16 protein-coding genes and 1 tRNA gene are annotated in these 21,805 nt (G+C 68.9%); 10 read left to right on the top strand and 7 right to left on the bottom strand.

Features of this window, described 5'->3' with window-relative positions; genetic code table 11:
* Positions 1 to 51: 51 nt before the first annotated feature.
* Together AC6CH2_RS07825 and AC6CH2_RS07830 are read right to left on the bottom strand one after the other, a co-directional pair.
* Positions 52 to 124, bottom strand: a tRNA-Ile gene (locus AC6CH2_RS07825).
* Between the two features lie 242 nt (positions 125 to 366).
* Positions 367 to 2,763: a GH92 family glycosyl hydrolase gene (locus AC6CH2_RS07830; RefSeq protein ID WP_498268743.1), complete on the bottom strand. Its 2,397-nt coding sequence runs from the start codon at positions 2,761 to 2,763 to the stop codon at positions 367 to 369.
* 238 nt (positions 2,764 to 3,001) lie between these two features.
* Between AC6CH2_RS07830 and AC6CH2_RS07835 the strand changes: the two genes are divergently transcribed.
* The 5 genes from AC6CH2_RS07835 to AC6CH2_RS07855 all read left to right on the top strand — a co-directional run bounded on the left by AC6CH2_RS07835 (position 3,002) and on the right by AC6CH2_RS07855 (position 9,233).
* Complete coding sequence (locus tag AC6CH2_RS07835; RefSeq protein ID WP_498268744.1) at positions 3,002 to 4,051, top strand: LacI family DNA-binding transcriptional regulator; 1,050 nt, start codon at positions 3,002 to 3,004, stop codon at positions 4,049 to 4,051.
* Complete coding sequence (fucP, locus tag AC6CH2_RS07840) at positions 4,048 to 5,346, top strand: L-fucose:H+ symporter permease (protein ID WP_498268745.1); 1,299 nt, start codon at positions 4,048 to 4,050, stop codon at positions 5,344 to 5,346. The genes AC6CH2_RS07835 and fucP overlap by 4 nt, the downstream gene beginning before the upstream one ends.
* On the top strand, positions 5,346 to 6,356 hold the full coding sequence (locus AC6CH2_RS07845; RefSeq protein ID WP_498268746.1) for a carbohydrate kinase family protein: 1,011 nt from the start codon (positions 5,346 to 5,348) through the stop codon (positions 6,354 to 6,356). The genes fucP and AC6CH2_RS07845 overlap by 1 nt, the downstream gene beginning before the upstream one ends.
* Complete coding sequence (locus tag AC6CH2_RS07850) at positions 6,353 to 7,567, top strand: AGE family epimerase/isomerase (RefSeq protein ID WP_498268747.1); 1,215 nt, start codon at positions 6,353 to 6,355, stop codon at positions 7,565 to 7,567. The genes AC6CH2_RS07845 and AC6CH2_RS07850 overlap by 4 nt, the downstream gene beginning before the upstream one ends.
* Before the next feature lie 1,300 nt (positions 7,568 to 8,867).
* Positions 8,868 to 9,233: a SnoaL-like domain-containing protein gene (locus AC6CH2_RS07855; protein ID WP_498268748.1), complete on the top strand. Its 366-nt coding sequence runs from the start codon at positions 8,868 to 8,870 to the stop codon at positions 9,231 to 9,233.
* A gap of 265 nt (positions 9,234 to 9,498) precedes the next feature.
* Here the strand turns inward: AC6CH2_RS07855 and rpoD are convergent, their stop codons facing one another.
* Together rpoD and dtd are read right to left on the bottom strand one after the other, a co-directional pair.
* Entirely contained in the window at positions 9,499 to 11,364 is a 1,866-nt protein-coding gene (rpoD, locus tag AC6CH2_RS07860; protein ID WP_498268749.1) for an RNA polymerase sigma factor RpoD, read from the bottom strand.
* Between the two features lie 71 nt (positions 11,365 to 11,435).
* Complete coding sequence (dtd, locus tag AC6CH2_RS07865) at positions 11,436 to 11,876, bottom strand: D-aminoacyl-tRNA deacylase (protein WP_498268750.1); 441 nt, start codon at positions 11,874 to 11,876, stop codon at positions 11,436 to 11,438.
* A 152-nt stretch (positions 11,877 to 12,028) separates the two neighbouring features.
* Here dtd and AC6CH2_RS07870 point away from each other — a divergent pair, with 152 nt between their 5' ends.
* Genes AC6CH2_RS07870 through AC6CH2_RS07885 form a run of 4 tightly spaced genes read left to right on the top strand, consistent with a single transcriptional unit; the run spans position 12,029 to position 16,574 of the window.
* Entirely contained in the window at positions 12,029 to 12,949 is a 921-nt protein-coding gene (locus AC6CH2_RS07870) for a lauroyl acyltransferase (protein WP_498268751.1), read from the top strand.
* 33 nt (positions 12,950 to 12,982) lie between these two features.
* A complete protein-coding gene (locus AC6CH2_RS07875) occupies positions 12,983 to 14,437 on the top strand; it encodes an SEL1-like repeat protein (protein ID WP_498268752.1) in 1,455 nt (484 codons plus the stop codon).
* Entirely contained in the window at positions 14,437 to 15,063 is a 627-nt protein-coding gene (locus AC6CH2_RS07880; protein ID WP_498268753.1) for a PH domain-containing protein, read from the top strand. The genes AC6CH2_RS07875 and AC6CH2_RS07880 overlap by 1 nt, the downstream gene beginning before the upstream one ends.
* Positions 15,063 to 16,574: a PH domain-containing protein gene (locus tag AC6CH2_RS07885; protein WP_498268754.1), complete on the top strand. Its 1,512-nt coding sequence runs from the start codon at positions 15,063 to 15,065 to the stop codon at positions 16,572 to 16,574. Before AC6CH2_RS07880 ends, AC6CH2_RS07885 begins: the two co-directional genes overlap by 1 nt.
* A gap of 16 nt (positions 16,575 to 16,590) precedes the next feature.
* Here the strand turns inward: AC6CH2_RS07885 and AC6CH2_RS07890 are convergent, their stop codons facing one another.
* Positions 16,591 to 17,661 carry a CDP-glycerol glycerophosphotransferase family protein gene (locus tag AC6CH2_RS07890; protein ID WP_498268755.1) on the bottom strand — a complete coding sequence of 357 codons (1,071 nt, stop codon included), beginning with the start codon at positions 17,659 to 17,661 and terminating at the stop codon, positions 16,591 to 16,593.
* 205 nt (positions 17,662 to 17,866) lie between these two features.
* Between AC6CH2_RS07890 and AC6CH2_RS07895 the strand changes: the two genes are divergently transcribed.
* Complete coding sequence (locus tag AC6CH2_RS07895) at positions 17,867 to 18,697, top strand: glycosyltransferase family 2 protein (protein WP_498269099.1); 831 nt, start codon at positions 17,867 to 17,869, stop codon at positions 18,695 to 18,697.
* A 21-nt stretch (positions 18,698 to 18,718) separates the two neighbouring features.
* Here the strand turns inward: AC6CH2_RS07895 and AC6CH2_RS07900 are convergent, their stop codons facing one another.
* On the bottom strand, positions 18,719 to 19,999 hold the full coding sequence (locus AC6CH2_RS07900) for an O-antigen ligase family protein (protein WP_498268756.1): 1,281 nt from the start codon (positions 19,997 to 19,999) through the stop codon (positions 18,719 to 18,721).
* Between the two features lie 3 nt (positions 20,000 to 20,002).
* Entirely contained in the window at positions 20,003 to 21,757 is a 1,755-nt protein-coding gene (locus AC6CH2_RS07905; RefSeq protein ID WP_498268757.1) for an ArnT family glycosyltransferase, read from the bottom strand.
* Positions 21,758 to 21,805 lie beyond the last annotated feature (48 nt).

Consider the following 21,805-nt stretch of genomic DNA (forward strand, 5'->3'; position numbering starts at 1 on the left):
GCGGCGGCAGCGGCGGTAACACTTCTGCTGTCGCCGGTGGCTTCGTTGGTATGGGCCCACCAGGATTCGAACCTGGAACCAAAGGATTATGAGTCCTCTGCTCTAACCGTTGAGCTATAGGCCCGCGCGAGCAGGGATTCTAATGGTTGGGCGGGGCGGGCGTAAGCGGCGCGGCCATGTGCCGGCGCCGTCGCATGGCGAGACCAGGACGCTAACGCCGGCGCAGAACGAGGCAGCAGCTTGGTCTCCCCGGCCGGTTTCTGCCAATCGAAGGCCCATATCTGGACGCCATATCGAAGTGGCTATCCAAGCGCCTCACCAAAGACGCTCATCGGCGCAGAGACAAGAGATGGCGGGCAATGCCCCTCAGCGCCTGACACTCATCGAATAAGGCCGCTGCTTCGGATCGCTCGCCCACGCCTTGTTCGGCGTGCCCTGCATGGTAAATCGCAATTCCCCGCCGGCCATGATCTCTTCGTGGCGCAGGAAGCTGCGGTCCAGCGGGCGGCCGTTGAGGGTGGCGGCGCCGATGTAGGTGTGGGCGTCATCCAGGCCGTCGGCGACGACGGTGAAGCGTTTGCCGTTGGGCAGGTTGAGGGTGGCCTTGGGCAGGAAGGGGCGGCCGATGGCGTATTCGTTGCTGGCTGGGGCCACCGGGTAGAAGCCCAGCGCGGTGAAGACGTACCAGGCCGACATCTGGCCGAGGTCGTCGTTGCCGGCCAGGCCGTCAGGGCGCGGGGCGTACTGGCTGGCCATGATCTGCTTGAGGCGTTCCTGGGTGCGCCAGGGCTGGCCGGCGTAGCCGTACAGGTAGGCGACATGGTGGCTGGGTTCGTTGCCGTGGGCGTACCAGCCGATCAGGCCGGTGATGTCTTCCATGTGCGCGAACACCTTCGGGTCGACCTTGGCGTCGAAGACCTGGTCGAGTTTGGCGACGAGCTTGGCGTCGCCGCCGTGGGCGTCGATCAGGCCGGCGACGTCCTGCGGCACGTACCAGGAGTACTGCCAGGCGTTGCCTTCGGTGTAGTCGGTGCCGTAGCCGCTGGCGGTGGGGTCGAAGGGTTCGCGGAAGGCGCCGTCGCGCTTGCGCGCGCGCATGAAGCCGGTGTTCGCGTCGAAGGCGTGCTTCCAGTTGCCGGCGCGCTTCTCGAACTTGGCGGCGATGTCCCGGCGGCCCATGTCGGCGGCCATGCGCGCGATGGTCCAGTCGTCGAAGGCGTATTCGAGGGTCTTCGAGGCGGCCTCGCCTTCTTCGTCGATCGGCACATAGCCCAGTTCCATGTACTGGGCGATGCCGTCGTAGGGGCCGTAGCTGGCGCTGGCGACCATCGCGTCGAGGGCTTCGTCGGTGTCGTAGCCGCGGATGCCTTTCATGTAGGCGTCGGCGATCACCGGCACGGCGTGGTAGCCGACCATGCACCAGGTTTCCTGCCCGTGGAAGGACCAGACCGGCAGGATGCCGTAGGGGCTGTGGCGGCGCGAGGCGAGCAGGGAATTGACGAAGTCGTTATTGCGCCGCTCGGGCTGCACCAGGGTCAGCAAAGGGTGCAGCGCGCGGTAGGTGTCCCACAGCGAGAACGTCGAGTGGTAGCGAAAGCCCTTGGCCTGGTGCACGGCGTTGTCGGGGCCGCGGTAGCGGCCGTCGCTGTCCATGAACAGACTCGGACCCATCAGCGTGTGATACAGCGCGGTGTAGAAGCTCTTGCGCATCGGCTCGGGCGCGTCGGCGTCGATCGCCGACAAGGCCTCGGTCCAGCTCGCGCGCGCCTGGGCTCGCACGCCGTCGAAATCCCAGCCGGGCACTTCGGCGTCGAGGTTGGCGATGGCGCTGTCTTCGCTGACCGGCGAGATCGACACCTTGACGATGAGGTCCCTGCCTTCGGCCTCGGCGAAGTCGAGGCTGCCGACCACCTGGCGGCCTTCGATCTGCGCGCGTTTCGTCGGGTCTTTTTCGCCCGGCGGCGGGAAGCCCTTGTAGGCGACGTCGGCCTCGGTGTCGTGGAAGCCGTGGCCGCTGACCGGGCGCGAGAACCGCATCGCGAAATACAGCTGACGGCCCGGCGCCCAGCCGCGGGTTTCGCGGAAGCCGGTGACGGTGCCGTCGGTGCGCAGGCGCAGCCGCGACCACAGCACCTTGCCCGGGTAGTCGTACAGGCTGGTGCGCAGGTCGACCAGCACGTGCGCGGCCTGGCCCTTCGGGAAACGATAGCGATGCACGCCGACGCGCTCGGTCGCGGTAAGTTCGGCGCGGATCTTGTAGTCGTCGAGGGTGACCGCGTAATAGCCCGGCTGCGCCACTTCGTCGTCGTGGCGGAAGCGCGAGCGGTAGCCGCTGCGCGCCACCTTCGAGTCGCCGCGTTCGAGCTTGACCTCGCCGGCGATCGGCATCAGCAACACGTCGCCGAGGTCGGAATGGCCGGTGCCGGAGAAATGGGTGTGCGAGAAACCGACGATGCTGCTGTCGCTGTAGCGATAGCCGGCGGCCCAGCCGTAGGCCTGCTTGCGCGGCTGGATCTCGGTGTCGGGGCTGAGCTGGATCATGCCGAACGGCACCACCGCGCCGGGGAAGGTGTGGCCTTCGCCGCCGGTGCCGATGAAGGGGTCGACCGATTCGTAGGCGCGGCGGCCGGCCTCGCCGTCCGGGGCTTGGCCGGCGGGACCGGCACTCGCGCCGAGGGCGCAGGCGGCCAGGGCGGCGGCGGCCAGCCAGCGCAGGGCGGGACAGGCGCGGCGGGAGGTGAGAGGCTGGGTCGGCCGGGTCATCCGGGGCACTCCGTCTATAGGGCACAGGGCCCGGACACGGCCGGACCGGCAAAAATCCCGGCGGCCACTTTTAGATCGTTCTAAATGCGGGCAAGCTAACACGCGGCCCAGGCCCCTTCATGCTGCAATGCAGAATGCAGGGACGGGCCCGAGGCCGCAGGATGACGGCATTTAGAACGATCCAAAAGCCGCCCAGAGCCATGATTGCCGACCGACCACCCCTTGTGAGGTGTCAACGATGAACGACGCGCCCGCTCCCCGCGGCCGGGTCACCCTGGCCGACATCGCCCGGGCCTGCGGCCTGTCGCGCGCGACGGTCTCGCTGGTCCTGCGCGGCAGCCCGCTGGTCCACGCCGACACCCGCGCCCGGGTCGAGGCCGAGCTCAAGCGCCAAGGCTACGTCTATCACCGCGGCGCCGCCAACCTGCGGCGCAAGGTGTCGACCGGCGTGGCCCTGGTCATCAACGACCTGTCCAACCCCTTCTTCGCCGAATTCGCCGCCGGCGTCGACGAATGGCTGGCCACCGCCGGCTTCGTCACTCTGCTCGGCAGCACCAACGAGTCGGTCGAACGCCAGCAGGCGGTGCTGACTTCGCTGATGGAGCACGACCCGGCCGGCATCATCCTGTCGCCGGCCGAAGGCAGCGACGGCGCGCGGGTGCGCGCCCAGGTCGGCGAACGCACCCCGGTGCTGGTGTTCAACCGCGAGCTGGATTCCACCGACTGGGACTTCCTCGCCCTCGACAACACCCACGGCGCGCGCCTGGCGACGCGCCATCTGCTCGAACGCGGCCATCGCCGCATCGCCTTCTTCGGCGGCCATCGCGATTCCAGCTCGTGCCGGCAGCGCCGCCAGGGCTATCGCGAAGCCTTGGCCGAGGCCGGGGTCGACCCGGAACCGCAGTGGCTGGTCGAATGCGCGCCCACGCGCCTGGAAGCGGCGCAGCAGACCGGCGCGCTGTTCGTGCGCGACCCGGCCCCGACCGCGGCGGTCTGCTACAACGACGCGGTCGCGCTGGGCCTGATGGCCGGCCTGGTCGCGCGCGGGCGCCGCCCCGGCGGCGATTTCGCCGTCATCGGCTTCGACGATATTCCCGAAGCCTCGGTCGCTTCCCCCACCCTGACCACCATCGCGGTCGACCCGCGCGCACGCGGCCGCCAGGCGGCCGAACTGATCCTCAAGCGCCTGCGCGACCCCGACATGCCGCCCGCCCATACCGTCGCCCCCGTCCGTCTGCAGGCCCGCAGCAGCAGCGAGGTGCTCGTTCCGCCCGGAGAGTTCGCATGACCCGTCGCGACATGTCCTACACCGCCGCGCTCGCGGTGGTGACCACGATCTTCTTCACCTGGGGCGGCCTGACCAGCCTCAACGATGTGCTGATCCCGCATCTGAAAGCCGTGTTCCAGATGAACTACGCGCAGTCGATGCTGATCCAGTCGACCTTCTTCGGCGCCTACTTCCTGATGTCGCTGCCGGCGAGCAAGGTGGTGGCGAAGGTCGGCTACAAGAACAGCATCGTGATCGGGCTGATCGTGGCCGCAGCCGGCGCGGCGCTGTTCTTCCCGGCCGCGCGGATACCGTCGTATCCGCTGTTCCTGGGCGCGCTGTTCGTGCTCGCCAGCGGCATCACCCTGCTGCAGGTGTCGGCGAATCCGTACATCAGCCTGCTCGGCGACCCGGCCGGCGCGCCGAGCCGGCTCAATCTCGCCCAGGCCTTGAACTCGCTCGGCACCACCGTGTTCCCGTACGTGATCGGCCCGCTGATCCTGTCGACCGCGGTGCTCGGCACCGCCGAACTCGCGGCGATGTCTGTCGCCGAGCAGGCGGCTTACCGCGCCCATGAAGCGGCCTCGGTGCAGATGCCGTACATGATCATCGCCGGCTGCCTGCTGCTGCTCGCGGTGTTCGTGTACCAGATGCGCATTCCCTCGCTGGCCGAAGCCACCGAGAGCGCCGACCCGGTGCACCACAGCTTCGCCGAGGTGCTGGGCCAGCGCCATCTGTTCTTCGGCGTGATCGCGATCTTCGTCTACGTCGGTGCCGAGGTCTCGATCGGCAGCTTCCTGATCAACTACATCTCGGCGCCGGAAATCGGCAACATCGACCACGCCCAGGCCAGCGAATACCTGGCGTACTACTGGGGCGGCGCGATGGTCGGCCGCTTCATCGGCGCCGCGTTGCTGCGCCGCTTCGATGCGCGGCGCCTGCTGGCCTTGTTCGCGGTCGCGGCGATCGCGCTGCTGGCGGTGACGATGAGCACCCAGGGCTCGATCGCGATGTGGGCGGTGCTGTCGATCGGCCTGTTCAACTCGATCATGTTCCCGACCATCTTCACCATCGCCATCGAGCGGCTCGGGCCGATGACCAGCAAGGCTTCGAGCCTGCTGATCATGGGCATCGTCGGCGGCGCGGTCGTGCCGTGGCTGCAGGGCGTGCTGTCCGACCGGATCGGTATCCAACCTTCGTTCGTAATTCCGGTGGTGTGCTACGCCTTCATCGTCTGGTACGGCTGGCGCGGCTCGCGCGTCGCCGCCGGTCAGGGCCAGCACGTCACCGCCCAGGCTTCGGGAGTGATGCATTGATGTCCGTTGTGCTATCGGCAGAACCGCGCAACGGCGCAATCGTCTGCTTTGGTGAGGCCCTGATCGATTTTCTCGCACGTCCCTCGTCGGTCGCCGGCGAGCCGCGTCACTTCGTCGAGTACGCCGGCGGCGCGCCGGCCAACGTCGCCGTCGCCGCGGCGCGCCTGGGCGGCAATGCGCGCTTCGTCGGCATGCTGGGCGAAGACATGTTCGGCGACTTCATCGCCGCGCAGTTGCACGACTACGGTGTCGACACACGTCACCTGCTGCGCACCGCCGAGGCCAAGACCGCGCTGGCCTTCGTCTCGCTCGACGGCGACGGCGAACGCAGCTTCAGTTTCTACCGGCCGCCGGCCGCGGACCTGCTGTTCCGCGACGCGGATTTCAGCAACGACAGCTTCGCCGACGCCCAGGTGTTCCACGTCTGCTCCAACAGCCTGACCGAAGAAGCGATCGCCGCGACCACGCTGGCCGGCATGCGCCGCGCGCGCATGGCCGGCGCGCTGGTCAGCATGGACATGAACCTGCGGCCGTCGCTGTGGCCGGCCGGCTTCGACCCGGCGCCGCGGCTGTTGGCGGCGCTACTCGAAGCCGACCTGATCAAGCTGTGCGGCAGCGAGTTCGAGTTCCTCGCCCGCCACCTCGGCGGCGAGGAAGCCGCGCTGCAACGGCTGTGGCACGGCTATGCGACCTGCGTGCTGATCACCGACGGCGCCACGCCGATCCGCTGGCATACCCGCACGCGCCAGGGTGAGGTCGCGACTTTCCGGGTCGCCCCGTCCGACACCACCGGCGCCGGCGACGCCTTCGTCGGCGGCCTGCTGCAGCGCTTGTCGAGCCTCGGCGTGAACGCCGCCGGCTTCGGCGACTTCCTCGCCAACGAGGCCGACTTCATCGGCGCGCTGCGCTATGCCGCGGCCGCCGGCGCCCTCGCCACCACCCGACACGGCGCCTTCGCGGCGATGCCGAGCGCGGCCGATGTCGAACGCCTGATGCAGGAACAGTCATGAACCTTCCTTCGCACCCGCTCCCCGATTTCCGCAAGGCCGAGACCCTGCGCGCGCACATCGCCGACACGATGGCGTTCTACGATCCGGTCGCGCGCGACCCGGACGGCGGCTTCTTCCATTATTTCCGCGACGACGGCTCGGTCTACGACGCCTCGCACCGGCACCTGGTCAGCAGCACCCGCTTCGTCTTCAACTACGCGATGGCGGCGATCGAGTTCGAGCGCGAGGACTACCGCGAGCTCGCGCGCGACGGCCTGCGCTATCTGCGCGAGAAGCACCGCGACGCGCAGACCGGCGGCTACGCCTGGACGATCCGCGACGGCCAGCCCGAAGACCGGATGAACCACTGCTACGGCGGCGCCTTCGTGCTGCTCGCCTATTCGACCGCGCTCAAGGCCGGCATCGACGAGGCCGCGGCGTGGATGGACGAAACCTGGGACCTGCTGGAACAACGCTTCTGGGAAGCGCCGCACGGCTTGTACCGCGACGAAGCCGACGCCGACTGGAATTTCAGCGACTACCGCGGCCAGAACACCAACATGCACATGTGCGAGGCGATGCTGGCGGCGTACGAGGCCAGCGGCCAGCGCCGTTATCTCGACCGCGCGTTGACCCTGGCGCAGAACATGACCCAGCGCCAGGCAGCGAAGTCCGAAGGCCTGGTGTGGGAGCACTACGACCGCGACTGGAACATCGACTGGGACTACCACCGCGACGACCCCAAACACCTATTCCGCCCATGGGGCTTCCAGCCCGGCCACCAGACCGAGTGGGCCAAGCTGCTGTTGATCCTCGACCGTCACCTGTCGCCGAACGGCGAAGCCCCGCAGTGGCTGCTGCCGACCGCGCGGCATCTGTTCGACTTCGCGGTGGCGCGTTCCTGGGACAGCGAACACGGCGGCCTGTTCTACGGCTTCGCCCCGGACGGCTCGGTCTGCGACGACGACAAGTATTTCTGGGTCCAGGCCGAGTCCCTGGCGACCGCCGCGCTGCTGGCCGCGCGCACCGGCGAGAATCTGTACTGGCAGTGGTACGACAAACTGTGGGCCTATGCCTGGCAGCACATGGTCGACCACCGCTACGGCGCCTGGTACCGCATCCTCGATCGCGAGAACCGCAAGTACAGCGACGAGAAGAGCCCGGCCGGCAAGACCGACTACCACACCATGGGCGCGTGCTACGAGGTGATGCGGTTGTTGCGCGGTGGTTAAGTGGTTGCGACGTTATCGCGTGATCGGAACGGGGCGTTTTTGCGCCCCGTTTTTTATGCAACGCGGTCTTTGCTTTGGGGTAGGAGCGACGTAAGTCGCGACCGCGACCTCTCAATCTCGCACCGATGCCCGCTGCAGCCTGGTCAGGGTAGGAGCGGCGCAAGCCGCGACATCGCTGCGGCGGTCCCGCGGTGCATTCCTCGTGGAAGATCAAGACCAAGATCAAACCCAAAGCTTCCGCCACTAAAGCGGCGGGTTACTTTCTTTTGTCTAAAGCAACAAAAGAAAGATAACCAAAGAAGTTGCTTTGTTTTGAATCAAAGGCATGCATGAGCGGTGCCGCCGCGGGGATTTTTCATACGGGACATCCCTGTCCCGATGAAAAACCGCCTGCATCCATGCAGGCCGCCCTCCGGGCCTTCTATGGCCTTCGCTAGTGCGATGCGACGCACAGCAACAGAGCGGCCATCAAAGCCGCGTCGCTATCCCTGTAGGAGCGACGTAAGTCGCGACCAAGGGACGTGTCGATGCGACAACGTCAATGTCCCCCATCGAAGCGGCGTGCATTCGCCGAGGTAGGAGCGGCGCAAGCCGCGACCGCGAACCTACGGCTGCCGGCGCAGGCAATCGGGATCGCGTGGTCGCGGCTTGCGCCGCTCCTACCCAAGAGCAGACGCGATATGTCGGCTGTCGGCCGCCTGCCGTTGCCGTTGCCGTTGCCGTTGCCGTTGCCGTTGCCGTTGCCGTTGCCGTTGCCGTGATTTTGATTTGCTTCACCGCTTTGCCGGCCAAGAGAAGACCCGTAGGGCGGCCCGCAGGGATGCGGGCCGTGCGCAAGCAGGCCAGGGATGGCCTGTCTGGAGCATCCCTGCGTCGGCTTCGATCGTGCGGGCTTGTGCCCTTGCAAGAAGAAGCACTTTTCTTTGGTGACTTTCTTTTGTTGCTTTGGACAAAAGAAAGTTACCCGCATCCTTTAGGGGGCGGAAGCTTTGCTATTGATGTTGCTTTACCGCCTCAAGGCCGGCGACGCAGCAACCGGAGACGGCGCGGTCGCGGCTCACGCCGCTCTTACAGGACTTTCGGTCGGCCTCGCCGCAAAACTGAGGCACCGTGGTCGCGGCTTGCGCCGCTCCTACCCTGGGTTTCGTCGGCACGACAGGAATCGCGCCAAGCCAAACGCATCCATCGCCTGCGTATTCATGTTCCGCTCGTCGGAAGCCCCCCGCCCATCCCACGATCCATGACCGCGGTCGAAGCACTCGGGCCTATCCTGAGCGCCCAACCCGAGGACGCGCCCGCCATGGACACCCAACAGATCGCCAACCGTTACGTCGAGCTGTGCCGCGCCGGCCGGCACGAGCAGATACAGGACGAGCTCTACGCCGACGATGCCGTCAGCATCGAGGCGCCCGGCAAACAGGACGGTCCGCTCGGCAATGTCGAAGGGCTGGCGGCGATCCGCCGGAAGGGCCGCGATTTCATGGCCGACGTGGTCGAGATCCACAGCAGTTGGTGCAGCGATCCGGCGGTCGGCGGCGACTGGTTCAGTCTGGCCATGGGCATCGATGCCACCTACAAGAGCATGGGCCGTATGCCCATGGCCGAGGTCGCGGTGTACAAGGTGCGCGACGGCAAGATCGTGCACGAGCAGTTCTTCTACGGCTGAGCGCCTACCGGAACCATCGGATCGCGGCGCACCGCCACCCGCTTCGTCGGCCAACGGCTCGACGGCGCGGCATCGCATCGCGCCACGATGCCTGCGATGCGCCGAAGGGGGCTGCGCGACGCCTGCGACGCCGGCACAAGGCCACGGTGCCGTCAGCGACAAGCCTGGCCGCGCGCGCCGCGGAGCCTGGGATACAACGGACCCCGCAAACGAAACAGGCCCCGCGAGCGGGGCCTGTTTCCTTACGCGACCTCAGCGACGCCGATCAATCGATGTCGAGGAAGCTGCGCAGTTGTTCCGAACGGCTCGGGTGACGCAGCTTGCGCAACGCCTTGGCCTCGATCTGGCGGATACGCTCGCGCGTCACATCGAACTGCTTGCCGACCTCTTCGAGGGTGTGGTCGGTATTCATGTCGATGCCGAAACGCATGCGCAGCACCTTGGCTTCCCTCGGGGTCAGGCCGGCGAGCACGTCGCGGACCGTCTCGGAGAGGTTGATGTTGGTGGTGGCTTCGACCGGGGACTCGACGTTGGTGTCCTCGATGAAATCGCCGAGGTGCGAATCCTCGTCGTCGCCGATCGGCGTCTCCATCGAGATCGGCTCCTTGGCGATCTTCATGACCTTGCGGATCTTGTCCTCGGGCATGTCCATCTCTTTCGCCAACTCTTCCGGCGTGGCCTCGCGGCCGTATTGCTGGAGCATCTGACGCGAGATGCGGTTGAGCTTGTTGATCGTTTCGATCATGTGCACCGGAATACGGATGGTGCGCGCCTGATCGGCGATCGAACGGGTGATGGCCTGGCGGATCCACCACGTGGCGTAGGTCGAGAACTTGAAGCCGCGGCGGAACTCGAACTTGTCGACCGCCTTCATCAGACCGATGTTGCCTTCCTGGATCAGATCGAGGAACTGCAGACCGCGGTTGGTGTACTTCTTGGCGATGGAGATCACCAGGCGCAGGTTGGCCTCGACCATCTCCTTCTTGGCCTTGCGCGCCTTGGCTTCGCCGTAGGCCATCGCGCGGCTGATTTCCTTGATGTCGGCCAGGGTCAGGAACGAGGCCTGCTCGATCTCGATCGTGGTCTGCTGCTCGGCGATGATCTGGTCCTTGACGTCGCGCAGGCCCGAAGACCACTTCTGCTTGCGCTTGAGCAGCTCGTCGACCCATTCCAGATTGGTCTGGTTGCCTTCCCAGGCGCGGATGAAGTCCTTGCGCGGCATCTTGGCGATGCGCGTGGCCAGGTCGAGGATCTTGCGCTCGTGGTCCTTGATCGAGCCGACCACGTCGCGCAGGTTGCGCATCAGGTTGTCGGTCAGGGCCAGCGGCAGCTTCAGGGTGACGAACACGGCGGCGATGTCTTCGCGCAGCTTGGTCGCCGCCTTGACGCCGGCCTCGCCCTTGGCCTGGGCCTTGAGGAACTTGCCGTACAGGTCGGCGATGGCCTCCATGCGCGCGGCGACTTCGACCGGGTCCGGACCGGAGACGGTCTCTTCGGTCTCGGCGTCGTCGCCGGCGGCTTCGACTTCTTCGTCGTCGTCCGCGTCGGCATCGGCCTCGGCCACCACGACCGGCGGCGCCGGCGGCTCGGGCTCTTCGTCGAGGTGATCGTTGAAGCCGACCACGATCTCGGCCAGGCGCTTCTTGCCGGCCTTGTGCTGCTCGTAGTCTTCGAGGATCAGCTGGATCGTGGAGGGGAACAGCGCAAGCGAGGCCTGGACCTGGTTCAGGCCCTCTTCGATGCGCTTGGCGATGGCGATTTCGCCCTCGCGGGTGAGCAGCTCGACCGTGCCCATCTCGCGCATGTACATGCGCACGGGGTCGGTGGTGCGGCCGCCTTCGCCGTCGAGTGCGGTCAGCGCCGCCGCGGCTTCTTCAGCCGCGGTGTCGTCGACTTCGCGATTACCGGTGTTGCCGTCGGCGAGCAACAGCGTTTCGGCATCGGGTGCGACTTCGTGCACCTCGATGCCCATGCCGTTGATCATGCCGATGATGTCTTCGATCTGTTCCGCGTCGACGAGATCGTCGGGCAGGTGATCGTTGACCTCGGCATAGGTCAGATAGCCCTGCTCCAAGCCCTTGCTGATCAGGAGCTTGATATCGGACGGAGGGGGCTGACGTTCGTTGGCCATGGGCTGCGCCACCGCGCTATTGAGGGTAGGGAACGCTCCAGTATATCAGGTCCGGCCTGGGAGGCCGGGTCTTAGGACCGGAGGAGAAAGGTGACCGGGCCGTCGTTGACCAGGTTGACGACCATATGGGCGCCGAAGCGGCCGGTTTCCACCCCTCCGGCATGACGTTGCCGGCAGGTTTCGACCAGACGGTTGAATAGCGGTTCAGCCAGGGCCGGCGCGGCCGCCGTGCTGAAGCCCGGACGCATGCCGCTGCTGGTATCGGCGGCCAGGGTGAACTGGCTGACCAGCAGCAGGCCGCCGCCGGTGTCGGCCAGGCCACGGTTCATGCGGCCGGCCTCGTCGGCGAAGACCCGATACCCGAGCAGGCGTTCGGCCATGCGGGCGATCTGGGGTTCGCCGTCGCCGGGTTCAAGCCCGACCAGGGCCAGCAGGCCGGGGCCGATCGCCCCGACCGTCTCGCCGTCGACGGCCACCGAGGCCTGGGTGACGCGCTGGATCAGACTCAGCATGCGGCTCGTACGCCTGGAAAACACGAACGCGATTGTAAAGCCTGGATCGTGCCGGCATCGGCGGCGAGCCGGCTTCGATATGTGCCGCATCCGGCACATTCGCGCGGTGCGGACGCGGCAGGCGCGCGCGGGGCAGCGGCTACACTCGCGCGATGACCCGTTTCGTCGCCCGCCTGTTGTATGTCCTCGCCAGCGCGCTCGGCCGCTTGCCCTGGTCCTGGCAGATGCGCCTGGGCGACGCGATCGCCGCGCTGTGGCAGCGCCGCAACGCCCGCGAGGCCCGGGTCGCCCGGGTCAACCTGGAGCTGGCCTACCCGGACCTGCTGCCGGCCGAACGCGAGCAGTGGCAGCGCGCGATCGTGCGCACCACCTCGCGCCAGGCGGTCGAGACCCTGCGCCTGTGGACCCGGCCGCATGCCGAGAACCTCGGCCTGCTGCGCGAGCAACACGGTACCGAGCTGTTCGACGCCGCGCTCGCGTCCGGGCGCGGCCTGATCGTCGCCGCGCCGCACTACGGCAACTGGGAACTGCTGAACCAGTGGCTGGCCTTCCGCACTCCGCTGGCGATCCTGTACCGCCCGCCGGAGTCGGCGATCGGCGAGGCCTTCCTCAACCTGGTGCGCGCCGACACCGAGGCCGAGCGGGTCACCCAGGTCCGCGCCGAAGGCTCGGCGGTGCGCCAGCTGTGGAAGCGCCTCAACGCCGGCGGCGTGGTCGGCATCCTGCCCGACCAGCAGCCCAAGGCCGGCGACGGCGAGTTCGCGCCGTTCTTCGGCGTGCCCGCGCTGACCATGACCCTGCTCGGGCGCCTGGCCGAACGCACCGGCGCGACCGTGCTGTTCGCATATTGCGAACGCATCGACACGCATCCGGACCATCCGGCCTTCGCCCTGCGCATCGAAGCCGCGCCCGAAGGCATCGCCGACCCCGATCCGCAACGCGCCTGCGTCGCGCTCAACGCGGCGGTAGAACGGATCGCGCGACGCGATCCGGCCCAATACCAGTGGACCTACAAACGCTATACGCTGCGTCCATCCGGCAACGGCGACGACAATCCCTATCGTTCGAGGTAGGACGCCGGCCCGTCGGCTCGACAAGGACGCCTCATGCGTTACGCGCTATTGATGCTTGCCCTGCTGTGCGGCCCGGCCATCGCCGCCGCGCAGGGCGCCGACCAGGCCAAGGTCGACCAGGCCGAAGTCAACGCAGTCGATGCGGCCTGGGGCCGCTACACCCGGCTCGCGGCCAAGGACGACGGCGCGAGCGCCGAGCTGGTCGCCGAATCGACCGCGCAGCATTACGCCTTCCTGCGCGATGTGGCCTTGTACGGCTCGACCGAACAGGTCCGCCGCCTGCCGGTCGCCGACCGCCTGACCGTGTACGGGCTGCGCGCGAAGTACGAGGCGCCGGTGCTGGCCGGATGGGACGGCCGCGCGGCCTATCGCCACTGCGTGCAGGACAAGCTCTGCCATGTGGTGATGCGCCACGCCGACGGCAATTTCCCGACCCTGAGCCACGTGGCGATGATCGACGCCGACCGCGCGCTCGGCGAAGTGCGGCCGCCGACCGGCGAGCGTTATGTGTTCGGCCCCGAGTTCGTGCGCGAGGACGGCCGCTGGAAGACCCGCCCGGAACGCCAGACCGAAGAGCTGTCGAGCTTCATGGCCGCGGCGGCCGCGCAGGCCGGCGGCGAGACCGCTCTGCTGCAGCACCTGCTCGGCGATTTCCTCGGCGACGGACAGGCGCCGTCGACCCTGAGCGCGCTGGAGCTGGCGCCGCGCGAGGACGAGTCGCAGCGCAACCGCCTCAACGAGCGCTGGCCGGATTACCAGGCCTACATCGACACCCAGGTCGCGGCGATCCAGCGCAAGGCCGAGGCCGGCGAAACGCTGGCGCAGTACTTGTACGGGCGCCTGCTCTACACCGGGCTGGAATCGCGCCGCATCCCCGCCGACCGCGACGCCGCGCTGGCGGCGCTCGAGCGCGCCAGCGACAGCGGCCACGCCGAATCGGCGCTGGCGGTGGCCAACATCCTGCTGTCGACCAACGACCGCCTGTCGCTGAGCCCGCAGACCCTGCGCCGCGCCCTGCCGCATCTGCGCCGCAGCGCCGAAAGCGGCAACCCGCAGGCGATGATGGGCTACGCCGATTTCATCCGCTCCGGCGCCGCCGGCCTGACCAGCGATTGCGGCCAGGCGGTCGAATGGCTGCGCAAGGCCGAGGACGCCGGCATGGCGCAGGCGCGCAACGACCGGGTCTGGATCCTCGCGACCTGCCCGATCGCCGGCCAACGCGACGCCAAGCAGTCCCTGGCGCTGGGCCAGCACATGATCGCCAAGCGCGAACGGCTCAGCGCCGCCGAACTCGACACCGTCGCCGCCGCGCTGGCCGCCAACGGCGACTTCGCCCAGGCAGTGGCGTTCCAGACCGACGCGCTGGCCCGGCTCAAGGACGGCGAGCTCGATCCGAGGTCGCGCGAGCGCATGCAGGGCCGGCTCGCGCTGTATCGTCAGGGCCGCGACTACACCGAAACCGAACCGCTGTACGCCAAAGAACCCTGATGACGGATACGCCCGACCCCACCGCCGCCGAGCCCGCGTCCATCGGGCCCGCGCCCGACCGGCCCGCACCTGTCGAGCGCGCGTCCGACGAGCACTCGCCGGTCGAGTCCGGCGCGCCCCTGCCAGATCCCGCGCCGGCCGGCGGCGACACCGGCGCGACCGGCTGGCAACAACTGCCCTCGCGCGCCGTGCTGTTGTGCACGATCGACGTCAGCGTGTCGCTGGCGGTGGTGTTCGCGATCGCCGGGGTGATCCTCGGCATGCTCACCATCGGCGCCTGGGTGGCGGTCGCGAGCGGGCTCAGCGGCGCCTTGCTCGGCGCCGGCATCGGCACCTGGATCGGCCTGCGCCGCTACCGCAACACTTTGTGGCGGCTCGACGCACACGGCTTCGCGGTACGCCGCGGGGTCGCCTGGCAACGCGAAACCCTGGTGCCGCTGACCCGGGTGCAACATCTCGATCTCAAGCACGGCCCGCTGCAACGCCTGCGCGGCCTGGCGACCCTGGTCGTGCACACCGCCGGCACCCGCCACAACGCGGTCTCGATCGACCATCTCGACGCGCTCGACGCCGAGCGCCTGCGCGAACGCCTCGGCCGCCAGCTCGACCACGACGAAGACGCCTGATGAGCGCGCCGGATTCGACCACAGCGCCGGACGACGAGAACACGCGCGCCGACCGCCGCCTGCATCCGATGTCGTGGCTGTTCGTGCTGATCCAGCAGCTCAAGCAGTTCGTCGTGCCGCTGGCCGCGCTGCTGTTCTTCGGCCGCGGCGACCGCAACGAACTGTGGCCGCTGATCGGCGTCGGCATGCTGGTGCTAGTGGCGCTGTGGCGTTACTTCACCTACCGCTACGGCATCGGCGCCGATGCGGTGGTGGTGCGCAGCGGCCTGTTCAACCGCAGCCTGCGGGTGATTCCGTTCGTGCGGATCCAGAACGTGGCCCTGCACCAGACCGTGCTGCACCGCGTGTTCGGGGTCGCCGAGGTACGCATGGAATCGGCCGGCAGCAAGGAGGCCGAAGCACAGATGCGCGTGCTCCGGCTCGACGACGCGCTGGCGCTGGAAGCGCTGGTGCGCAGGCGCGGCGCGGCGCTCGCCGAAGGCCAGGCCGAGGAGCGCGCCGACGTGCTGCTGCGGCTGTCGCCGGCCGAAGTGCTGCGGCTGGGCCTGGTCTCCAACGGCGGCCTGGTCCTGATCGGCGCCGCCCTGGCCGGCCTGTCGCAATACACCCCGGACTTCAACGCGCGCATTCCCCAGCGCCTCGGTAGCCAGGCCACGCGCTGGCTGTCCGGCTACGTCGAGGCCTATCACCTCGACGGGATCGGCGTGGCGCTGATCGCGGTGGCCTCGGTCGCGCTGATCGCCGGCCTGCTCAAGCTGCTGTCGATCGTGCTGGCGCTGCTGCGCTACTACGGCTTCGAACTGAGCGAACACGGGCGCCGCCTGACCGCCGAGCGCGGCCTGCTCGGGCGCTGGCGCACCACCGTGCCGCGCCGGCGCATCCAGGCCTGGACGCTCGAGGAAGGCCTGATGCACCGCCTGCTCAAGCGCCGCAGCCTCAGCGTCGACACGGTCGGCGCCGAGGCCAACGAAGACGGCCGCTCGCTCAAGGAGCTCGCGCCGGTCGCCACCGCGCAGGTCTGCGACGGCTTGATCGAACACCTGCTGCCGCGCGCCGACTGGGACCGCCTGGAATGGCGCGCACTGCCGGATGCGGCCTGGTGGCGGCTGTTCCTGCCCGACGTGCCGTGGACCTTGCTCGCGGTGTTCTCGCTGTACTGGCAGGTCGGCGCCTGGAGCGCGCTGGCCCTGCTGTGGCTGCCGTGGGCGGCGTTCAAGGCGCAACGCCGGACCCGCCGCATCGGCTATGCGATCGGCGAGGTGCTGGTGGCGGTGCGCGAAGGCTGGTGGCGGCGCTCGTGGCGGTTCGCCGAACTCGACAAGCTGCAGGCGCTGCAGCTGACCCGCTCGCCGCTGGACCGCAGTTGCGGCACCGCGACCCTGTGGCTCGACACCGCCGGCGCCGGCGCGCTGGCGCCGCCTTTGCGGATTCGCTTCTTGCCCGTAGACGAAGCCCGGCAGATCCACGCCCGGCTCGCGGCGATCCTCTCGCAACGCCCGCTGCGCTGGTGAGGCGCGGCGGCGCCGCTCAGGCGCCGGGGCCCCAATAACCCAGCTCGCGGCGGATCTGCAGACCGCGCAGCAGCGACGACCACGGCTTGCGCCGCAGTGGGCCGAGGCGGCCGTCGAGCAACTGCTCGGTCGCGGCGATCACCCGCTGCGAGGAGCGGCCGTCGCGATAGGGATGGATCGCGTCGGCATAGGCATCGATCGAGGCCTGCAACTCCGGGCTCGGCGCGAACGCCTGTTCGAGCTTGGCCGCCAGCGCCGCCGGGACGTCGAAATCGATCATGTGCGGTTTCGGCGCGCGGTTGCGGAAGGTCACCACCGGCTTGCGCTGGACCACGAACTCCGAGACCACCGAGGTGGTGTCGGCGACCAGCACGTCGGCCGCGCGTTGCGCCGAGATCAGGTCCTCGGTCTCGACGAAAGTGGCGTTGGCGCCGGCCAGCGCGCGATAGCGCTCGAACAGTTCCGGCGCGCACTTGGGATGCAGGGTCAGCAGCCAATAACGTTCGCCCGACGCGACCTGCGCGGCGATCGCTTCGAACAGGTGCGGCGCGGCGCTGAGGCGCTCGGTGAAGGTCGAGGCGAACAACACGGTCTCGCGGCGGCCGGCGAGGCGGCGCCATTTCGCCGCGCCGCCGTCGTCGGCGCCGAACAGCGGATCGAGCTTGGGCCAGCCGGTTTCGACCACGGCGAAATGCCCGGCCTGAGCGGCCAGGGCGCGGAACGGCGCGGTGGTCGCCGGCCCTTGGGTGCAATACAGGTCGAACAGGCCGCGCACGCGGAAGTGGCCGCGCGCGTCTTCGCGTTTCTCGACGTTGAAACCATGGAACAGCTGCACTTTGGCGCCGGCGACGAACGGCGGCACCCAGTTCGCCGCGCTGAACACCGCGCGCGGCTTCAGCGCGACCGCCGCGCGCAGGCCCTCGCGTCCCGGCGCGAGCATCCGCACCGGCGCCGGCAGCGACGAAGCCGCGGCGCCGTCGGCGAACCAGGCATGGGCGGTGTGGCCGGCCGCATGCAGCGCATCGGCCAGCGGCCGCAGGATCGGCAAGGCGTAGCGCTCGGTGGCGAAGAGCAGGTAGTCGGACATGGCGGATGCCTGGAAGCCAGGAACGAGTTTAGAGGAACGAGTTCATAGGAACGAGAAACGAGTGGAAGCCCAAAGCTTCACTCGTTCCTAGTTCCTCGTTCCTAGTTCCTCGTTCCTGATTCCTAATCCCTAGCTCCTCGCCCTTCCCACCGGAGTATCCTGCCCCCGAGCCGCCGCCCCCCAACCACCGCCCCGGACCGCCGCCATCGACACGCCCCCGCCCGTCGCCGAACGACCGCGCCTGTCGGCCTGCATCATCGCGTTCAACGAAGCCGACCGCATCGGCGACTGCATCGCTTCGCTGGCGTTCTGCGACGAGGTGGTGGTAGTCGATTCCTATTCCAACGACGCCACCGCGGCGATCGCGCAGGCCGCCGGTGCGCGCGTGCTGCAACGCGCCTTCGACGGTTTCCGCAGCCAGAAGCACTACGCGGTCGAACAGGCCGCGCACGACTGGGTGCTGTGCCTGGACGCCGACGAACGCGTCGACGCGCGGCTGCGCGCGTCGATCGAGGCGGCGCGCGCGCGCGGCTTCGGAGACGCCGCCGGCTATCGCTTCGCGCGTCTGTCGGAGTATTTCGGCAAGTTCCTGCGGCACGGCAACGCCTACCCGGATCGGGTGCTGCGCCTGTTCGACCGCCGCCGCGGCGGCTGGCGCGGGCAGCGCGAGATCCACGAGGCCGCCAGCGTCGACGGCGCGGTCGCGACTCTGGCCGGCGACCTGATCCACTACCCCTACCGTTCGCTCGAACAGCAACTGAGCAAGACCGAGCGCTACGCGCGGATGATGGCCGAGCACGAATACGCGCGCGGCAAGCGCGCGAGCCTGGGCAAGTTGGTGCTGGCGCCGGCCTGGCGCTTCTGGCGCGGCTACCTGTTGCGCGGCGGCTTCCTCGACGGCTGGCACGGCCTGGTCTACGCCTATGTGCGCGCCAACTACGTGCGCCAGAAGACCATCATGCTGTGGATGCTCGAACGCGGCCAGCCGTTGACGACGCCGCCTCGCCGGGACGACGACGCCACGCCGCGCGACTGAACGCACGGCGCGACGCAAGGCTCAGGTCGCCGCCTCGTCGCCGCGCGCCTCGCGCAGGCTGAAGCCGTACAGCAGGCCGACCGCGACCGCATAGAACGACGCGACCAGTTGGTGAGCGAACATCGACTGGGTCAGGCCGCTGGCGATGTAGACCAGCACCAGCACCAGGCCGGCGAGCGCGCTGCTGCGCGAACGCCCGGCCGGCAACGCACGCAGGCGCTGGGCGAACAACGCCAGCGGCAACAGATACACCGCCAGGATCGCGAACAGGCCCGGCAGGCCCATGGTCGCGGCCCATTCCGGCACGTCGCTGTGGGCGTGTGTGAGCCGGCAGAAGCCGACCCGCGCCGCCGGCGGACGGCATTCCGGCAGGGCGCTCACCGCGCGGCCGAAACTGCCGACGCCGATGCCGTCGAGCGGATGTTCGACGAAGGTCTGCCCGGCCAACGACAACAGGCTCAGGCGCGCGCCGAGCGAGGAGGCGCTGTCGCCCTCGCGCAGCCGGTGCACGTCCGAACGCAGTTCCTCGATCCGGGTCTGCTCGGCGAGCGGGCCGATCCACAAGGCCGCGACCGCGCCGAGCGCCAGGGTCGCCAGCACCGCCCACGACACCCGGCGCGCGCGTCCGCCGCTGACCAGCAGGCCGATCAGCAGCACGATCAACACCCCCGGCCAGGTGCCGCGGCTGCCGCTGAGGGCGACGGCCACCACGCCGAGCGCGCAGGCCAGGGTGGTCCACAGCAGCTCGCCGGAGGGGCGGCAGAACACCGCCAGCACGATCAGCGCGATCACCGCTTCGGCATACACGATGGCGTTGGCGGTCCAGCCGGCGGCGCGGTCCATGCCGCCGCCGACCTGGTAGACCGCGACCGCGAAGGCGCCGGCCAGGCCGACCAGCGCGCCGGCCCACAGCCAGCGCCGCGACGGCCGGTAGGCGTAGGCCATCAGGGCGAAGAACGGCAGGGTCAGCAGGCGCAGGCGGTTGTCGGCCTCGCGCCAGCGCACGTCGTGGAGGAAGGTCGAGACCGCCACGATCGCCGCCACCGCCACCGCCATCATCAGCAGCAGGCGCAGCGCGCCGCCGATCTCGCGATAGCCCTGGGCGATCCGGCCCGGCGCCATCAAGAACGCGGCCAGCGCCAGCGCGGTGAACGGCGCCAGCCCCCATGGGGTCGAGATCAATAGCGCCGGCAGGCAGAACAGGGCGAGTTCGAGGGTGCGCCGGGCCACGGCCAGGCGGCGCGGCTCGCCCGCGAGGGCTTCGGGGCGGAAGGGAACGTCGGGTACTTGCGGTTGGGGCACGGATCAGTCCGTATCGTCTTCATGCGGCCGCAGCGGCGGAGCCGCGGGACAGGTTTCGCGCGCAGCGTACGGCACCAGCCACCAGATGCGGCGATTGGAACGTCCGCCTATTTCGGCGCGGTTGCGGTCGACGCAGGCCGGCAGCGCCGGATCCTGAACCAATAGCCAGCGCGTGCGCGGGGCCTGGGCCTGCCAGGCCAGGCCCTGCCTGAGCTGTTCGGGCCAACGCGTCTTGAAGCCGAAGGTCGTGGTGCGCGACTGCGTCCGCAGCAGGTTCTGCTCTTTCCAGGCGACCAGGCCGAGCTCGGCGTCGGGGCCGATGCGCTCGGCGACCTTGGTCATCACCCCGCGCGCCGAGGAGGAGTCGTTGAGCACCGGCGCGACCAGCACGCCATTCAACACCCACAATCCGCACAGCGTCGCGGCCATGCCGAGGATCGGCCGGCGCGGCCCGGCCCACAGCAGCGCGGCCAGGCCCCAGCTCGCAATCGCCAGCACGCCGGCGGCGAGCCCGCGCGCGCCGTCGGTGAAATCGCGCTCGGCGATCAGCTTGCGCTCGAAGCCCGGGTCGCCGAACCACATCGACAGGCCCACCCCGAACAGGGCCAGCACGATCGCCGCGGCGAAGCCGAAGCCGATCCGGCGCGGCCAGGGCCGGCGCAGGATGCCCGGCAACAGCGGCGCGAACACCAGGCAGGCCATCGGCAGCGCCGGCAGGATGTAGACGTCGCGTTTGCCCTGGGGAATCGAGAAGAACACGATCACCGCCAGCCACCAGGCGATCGGCAGCAGATAACGCGGATCGAGCCGGGCCAGGCGCCGGCGCCAGGCCGGCAGCGCCCAGGGCAGGGCGAACATCAACGGCAGCCACATCGAGAGCATCACCCCGAGGTGGTACCACGGCGGCTGGTGATGGTCCCAGGAGTTGGAATAACGCTGAGCGGTCTGGCGGAACAGCAGGTCGTCGAGATAACCGCGATAGGCCGGGTCGGGATGGGTCAGCGCCGCCGTCGCCATCGGCGCGATCCACAGCGCCACCGCGAACACGAACGCGAGCGGCCCGAGCCAGAATGCGCGATGTCCGATGCCCGCGCGCACCGGCAACTCGACCCAGGCCAGCGCGCGATGCGCCGCGCCGCCCGGCGCCAGCGCGGCACGCAGCGGCCGCAGCAGCGCCGCGAGCGCCAACGGTGCGAGCATCAACAAGGCGAGCGCGCCGACGCCCTTGGTGATGGTGCCCATGCCGGCGGCGAACCAGCCCAGCACCCACCAGCGCCAGGCCGGGCCGGTCAGCAGATGGCGCAACAGGCCGTAATTGGCCAGGGTGATCCAGAACACCACCAGCGGATCGATCTGCGCCTTCTTCGACTGGTAGACGAAGTGCACGGTGAGCAGCAGCGCCCAGCCGGCGTAGTAGCCGACCCGCGGCGTCCACAGGCGCCGGCCGAGGTCGACCACGCACCACAAGGTGCCCAGCGCGGCCAGCAGCGACGGCAGCAGGAAGGCGACCCGCCACTGGCCGGTGGCCAGATACGACAGCGCCTGCATCCACATGAAGAACGGCGGCTTGTCCGAGTACAGCTCGCCGCCGCGGTGCGGGAACAGCCACTGGCCGCTCTCGATCATCTGCGTCGCGACCAGGGCGAAACGCGGTTCGTCGGCGGGCCAGGGATCGCGCAGGCCGAGTCCGGCCCCGAGCACCAGCCAGGCGACGATCCAGAACAACCAGGCGGGGCGGGAACGGGCGCTGTCGAACATGCGCGGGCCTTTGAACGTGCGCGAATGATAAGCGGCCGGCCGCATCCG

The sequence above is a fragment of the Lysobacter sp. GQ73 genome, from assembly GCF_059758755.1.

Bases quoted from the DNA above. Each gene is read 5' to 3' on its own strand.
- AC6CH2_RS07855 (WP_498268748.1), top strand. From the start codon at position 8,868: ATGGACACCCAACAGATCGCCAACCGTTACGTCGAGCTGTGCCGCGCC.
- dtd (WP_498268750.1), bottom strand. From the start codon at position 11,876: ATGCTGAGTCTGATCCAGCGCGTCACCCAGGCCTCGGTGGCCGTCGAC.
- fucP (WP_498268745.1), top strand. From the start codon at position 4,048: ATGACCCGTCGCGACATGTCCTACACCGCCGCGCTCGCGGTGGTGACC.
- AC6CH2_RS07835 (WP_498268744.1), top strand. From the start codon at position 3,002: ATGAACGACGCGCCCGCTCCCCGCGGCCGGGTCACCCTGGCCGACATC.
- AC6CH2_RS07885 (WP_498268754.1), top strand. From the start codon at position 15,063: ATGAGCGCGCCGGATTCGACCACAGCGCCGGACGACGAGAACACGCGC.
- rpoD (WP_498268749.1), bottom strand. From the start codon at position 11,364: ATGGCCAACGAACGTCAGCCCCCTCCGTCCGATATCAAGCTCCTGATC.
- AC6CH2_RS07890 (WP_498268755.1), bottom strand. From the start codon at position 17,661: ATGTCCGACTACCTGCTCTTCGCCACCGAGCGCTACGCCTTGCCGATC.
- AC6CH2_RS07830 (WP_498268743.1), bottom strand. From the start codon at position 2,763: ATGACCCGGCCGACCCAGCCTCTCACCTCCCGCCGCGCCTGTCCCGCC.
- AC6CH2_RS07845 (WP_498268746.1), top strand. From the start codon at position 5,346: ATGTCCGTTGTGCTATCGGCAGAACCGCGCAACGGCGCAATCGTCTGC.
- AC6CH2_RS07850 (WP_498268747.1), top strand. From the start codon at position 6,353: ATGAACCTTCCTTCGCACCCGCTCCCCGATTTCCGCAAGGCCGAGACC.
- AC6CH2_RS07880 (WP_498268753.1), top strand. From the start codon at position 14,437: ATGACGGATACGCCCGACCCCACCGCCGCCGAGCCCGCGTCCATCGGG.
- AC6CH2_RS07875 (WP_498268752.1), top strand. From the start codon at position 12,983: ATGCGTTACGCGCTATTGATGCTTGCCCTGCTGTGCGGCCCGGCCATC.
- AC6CH2_RS07905 (WP_498268757.1), bottom strand. From the start codon at position 21,757: ATGTTCGACAGCGCCCGTTCCCGCCCCGCCTGGTTGTTCTGGATCGTC.
- AC6CH2_RS07870 (WP_498268751.1), top strand. From the start codon at position 12,029: ATGACCCGTTTCGTCGCCCGCCTGTTGTATGTCCTCGCCAGCGCGCTC.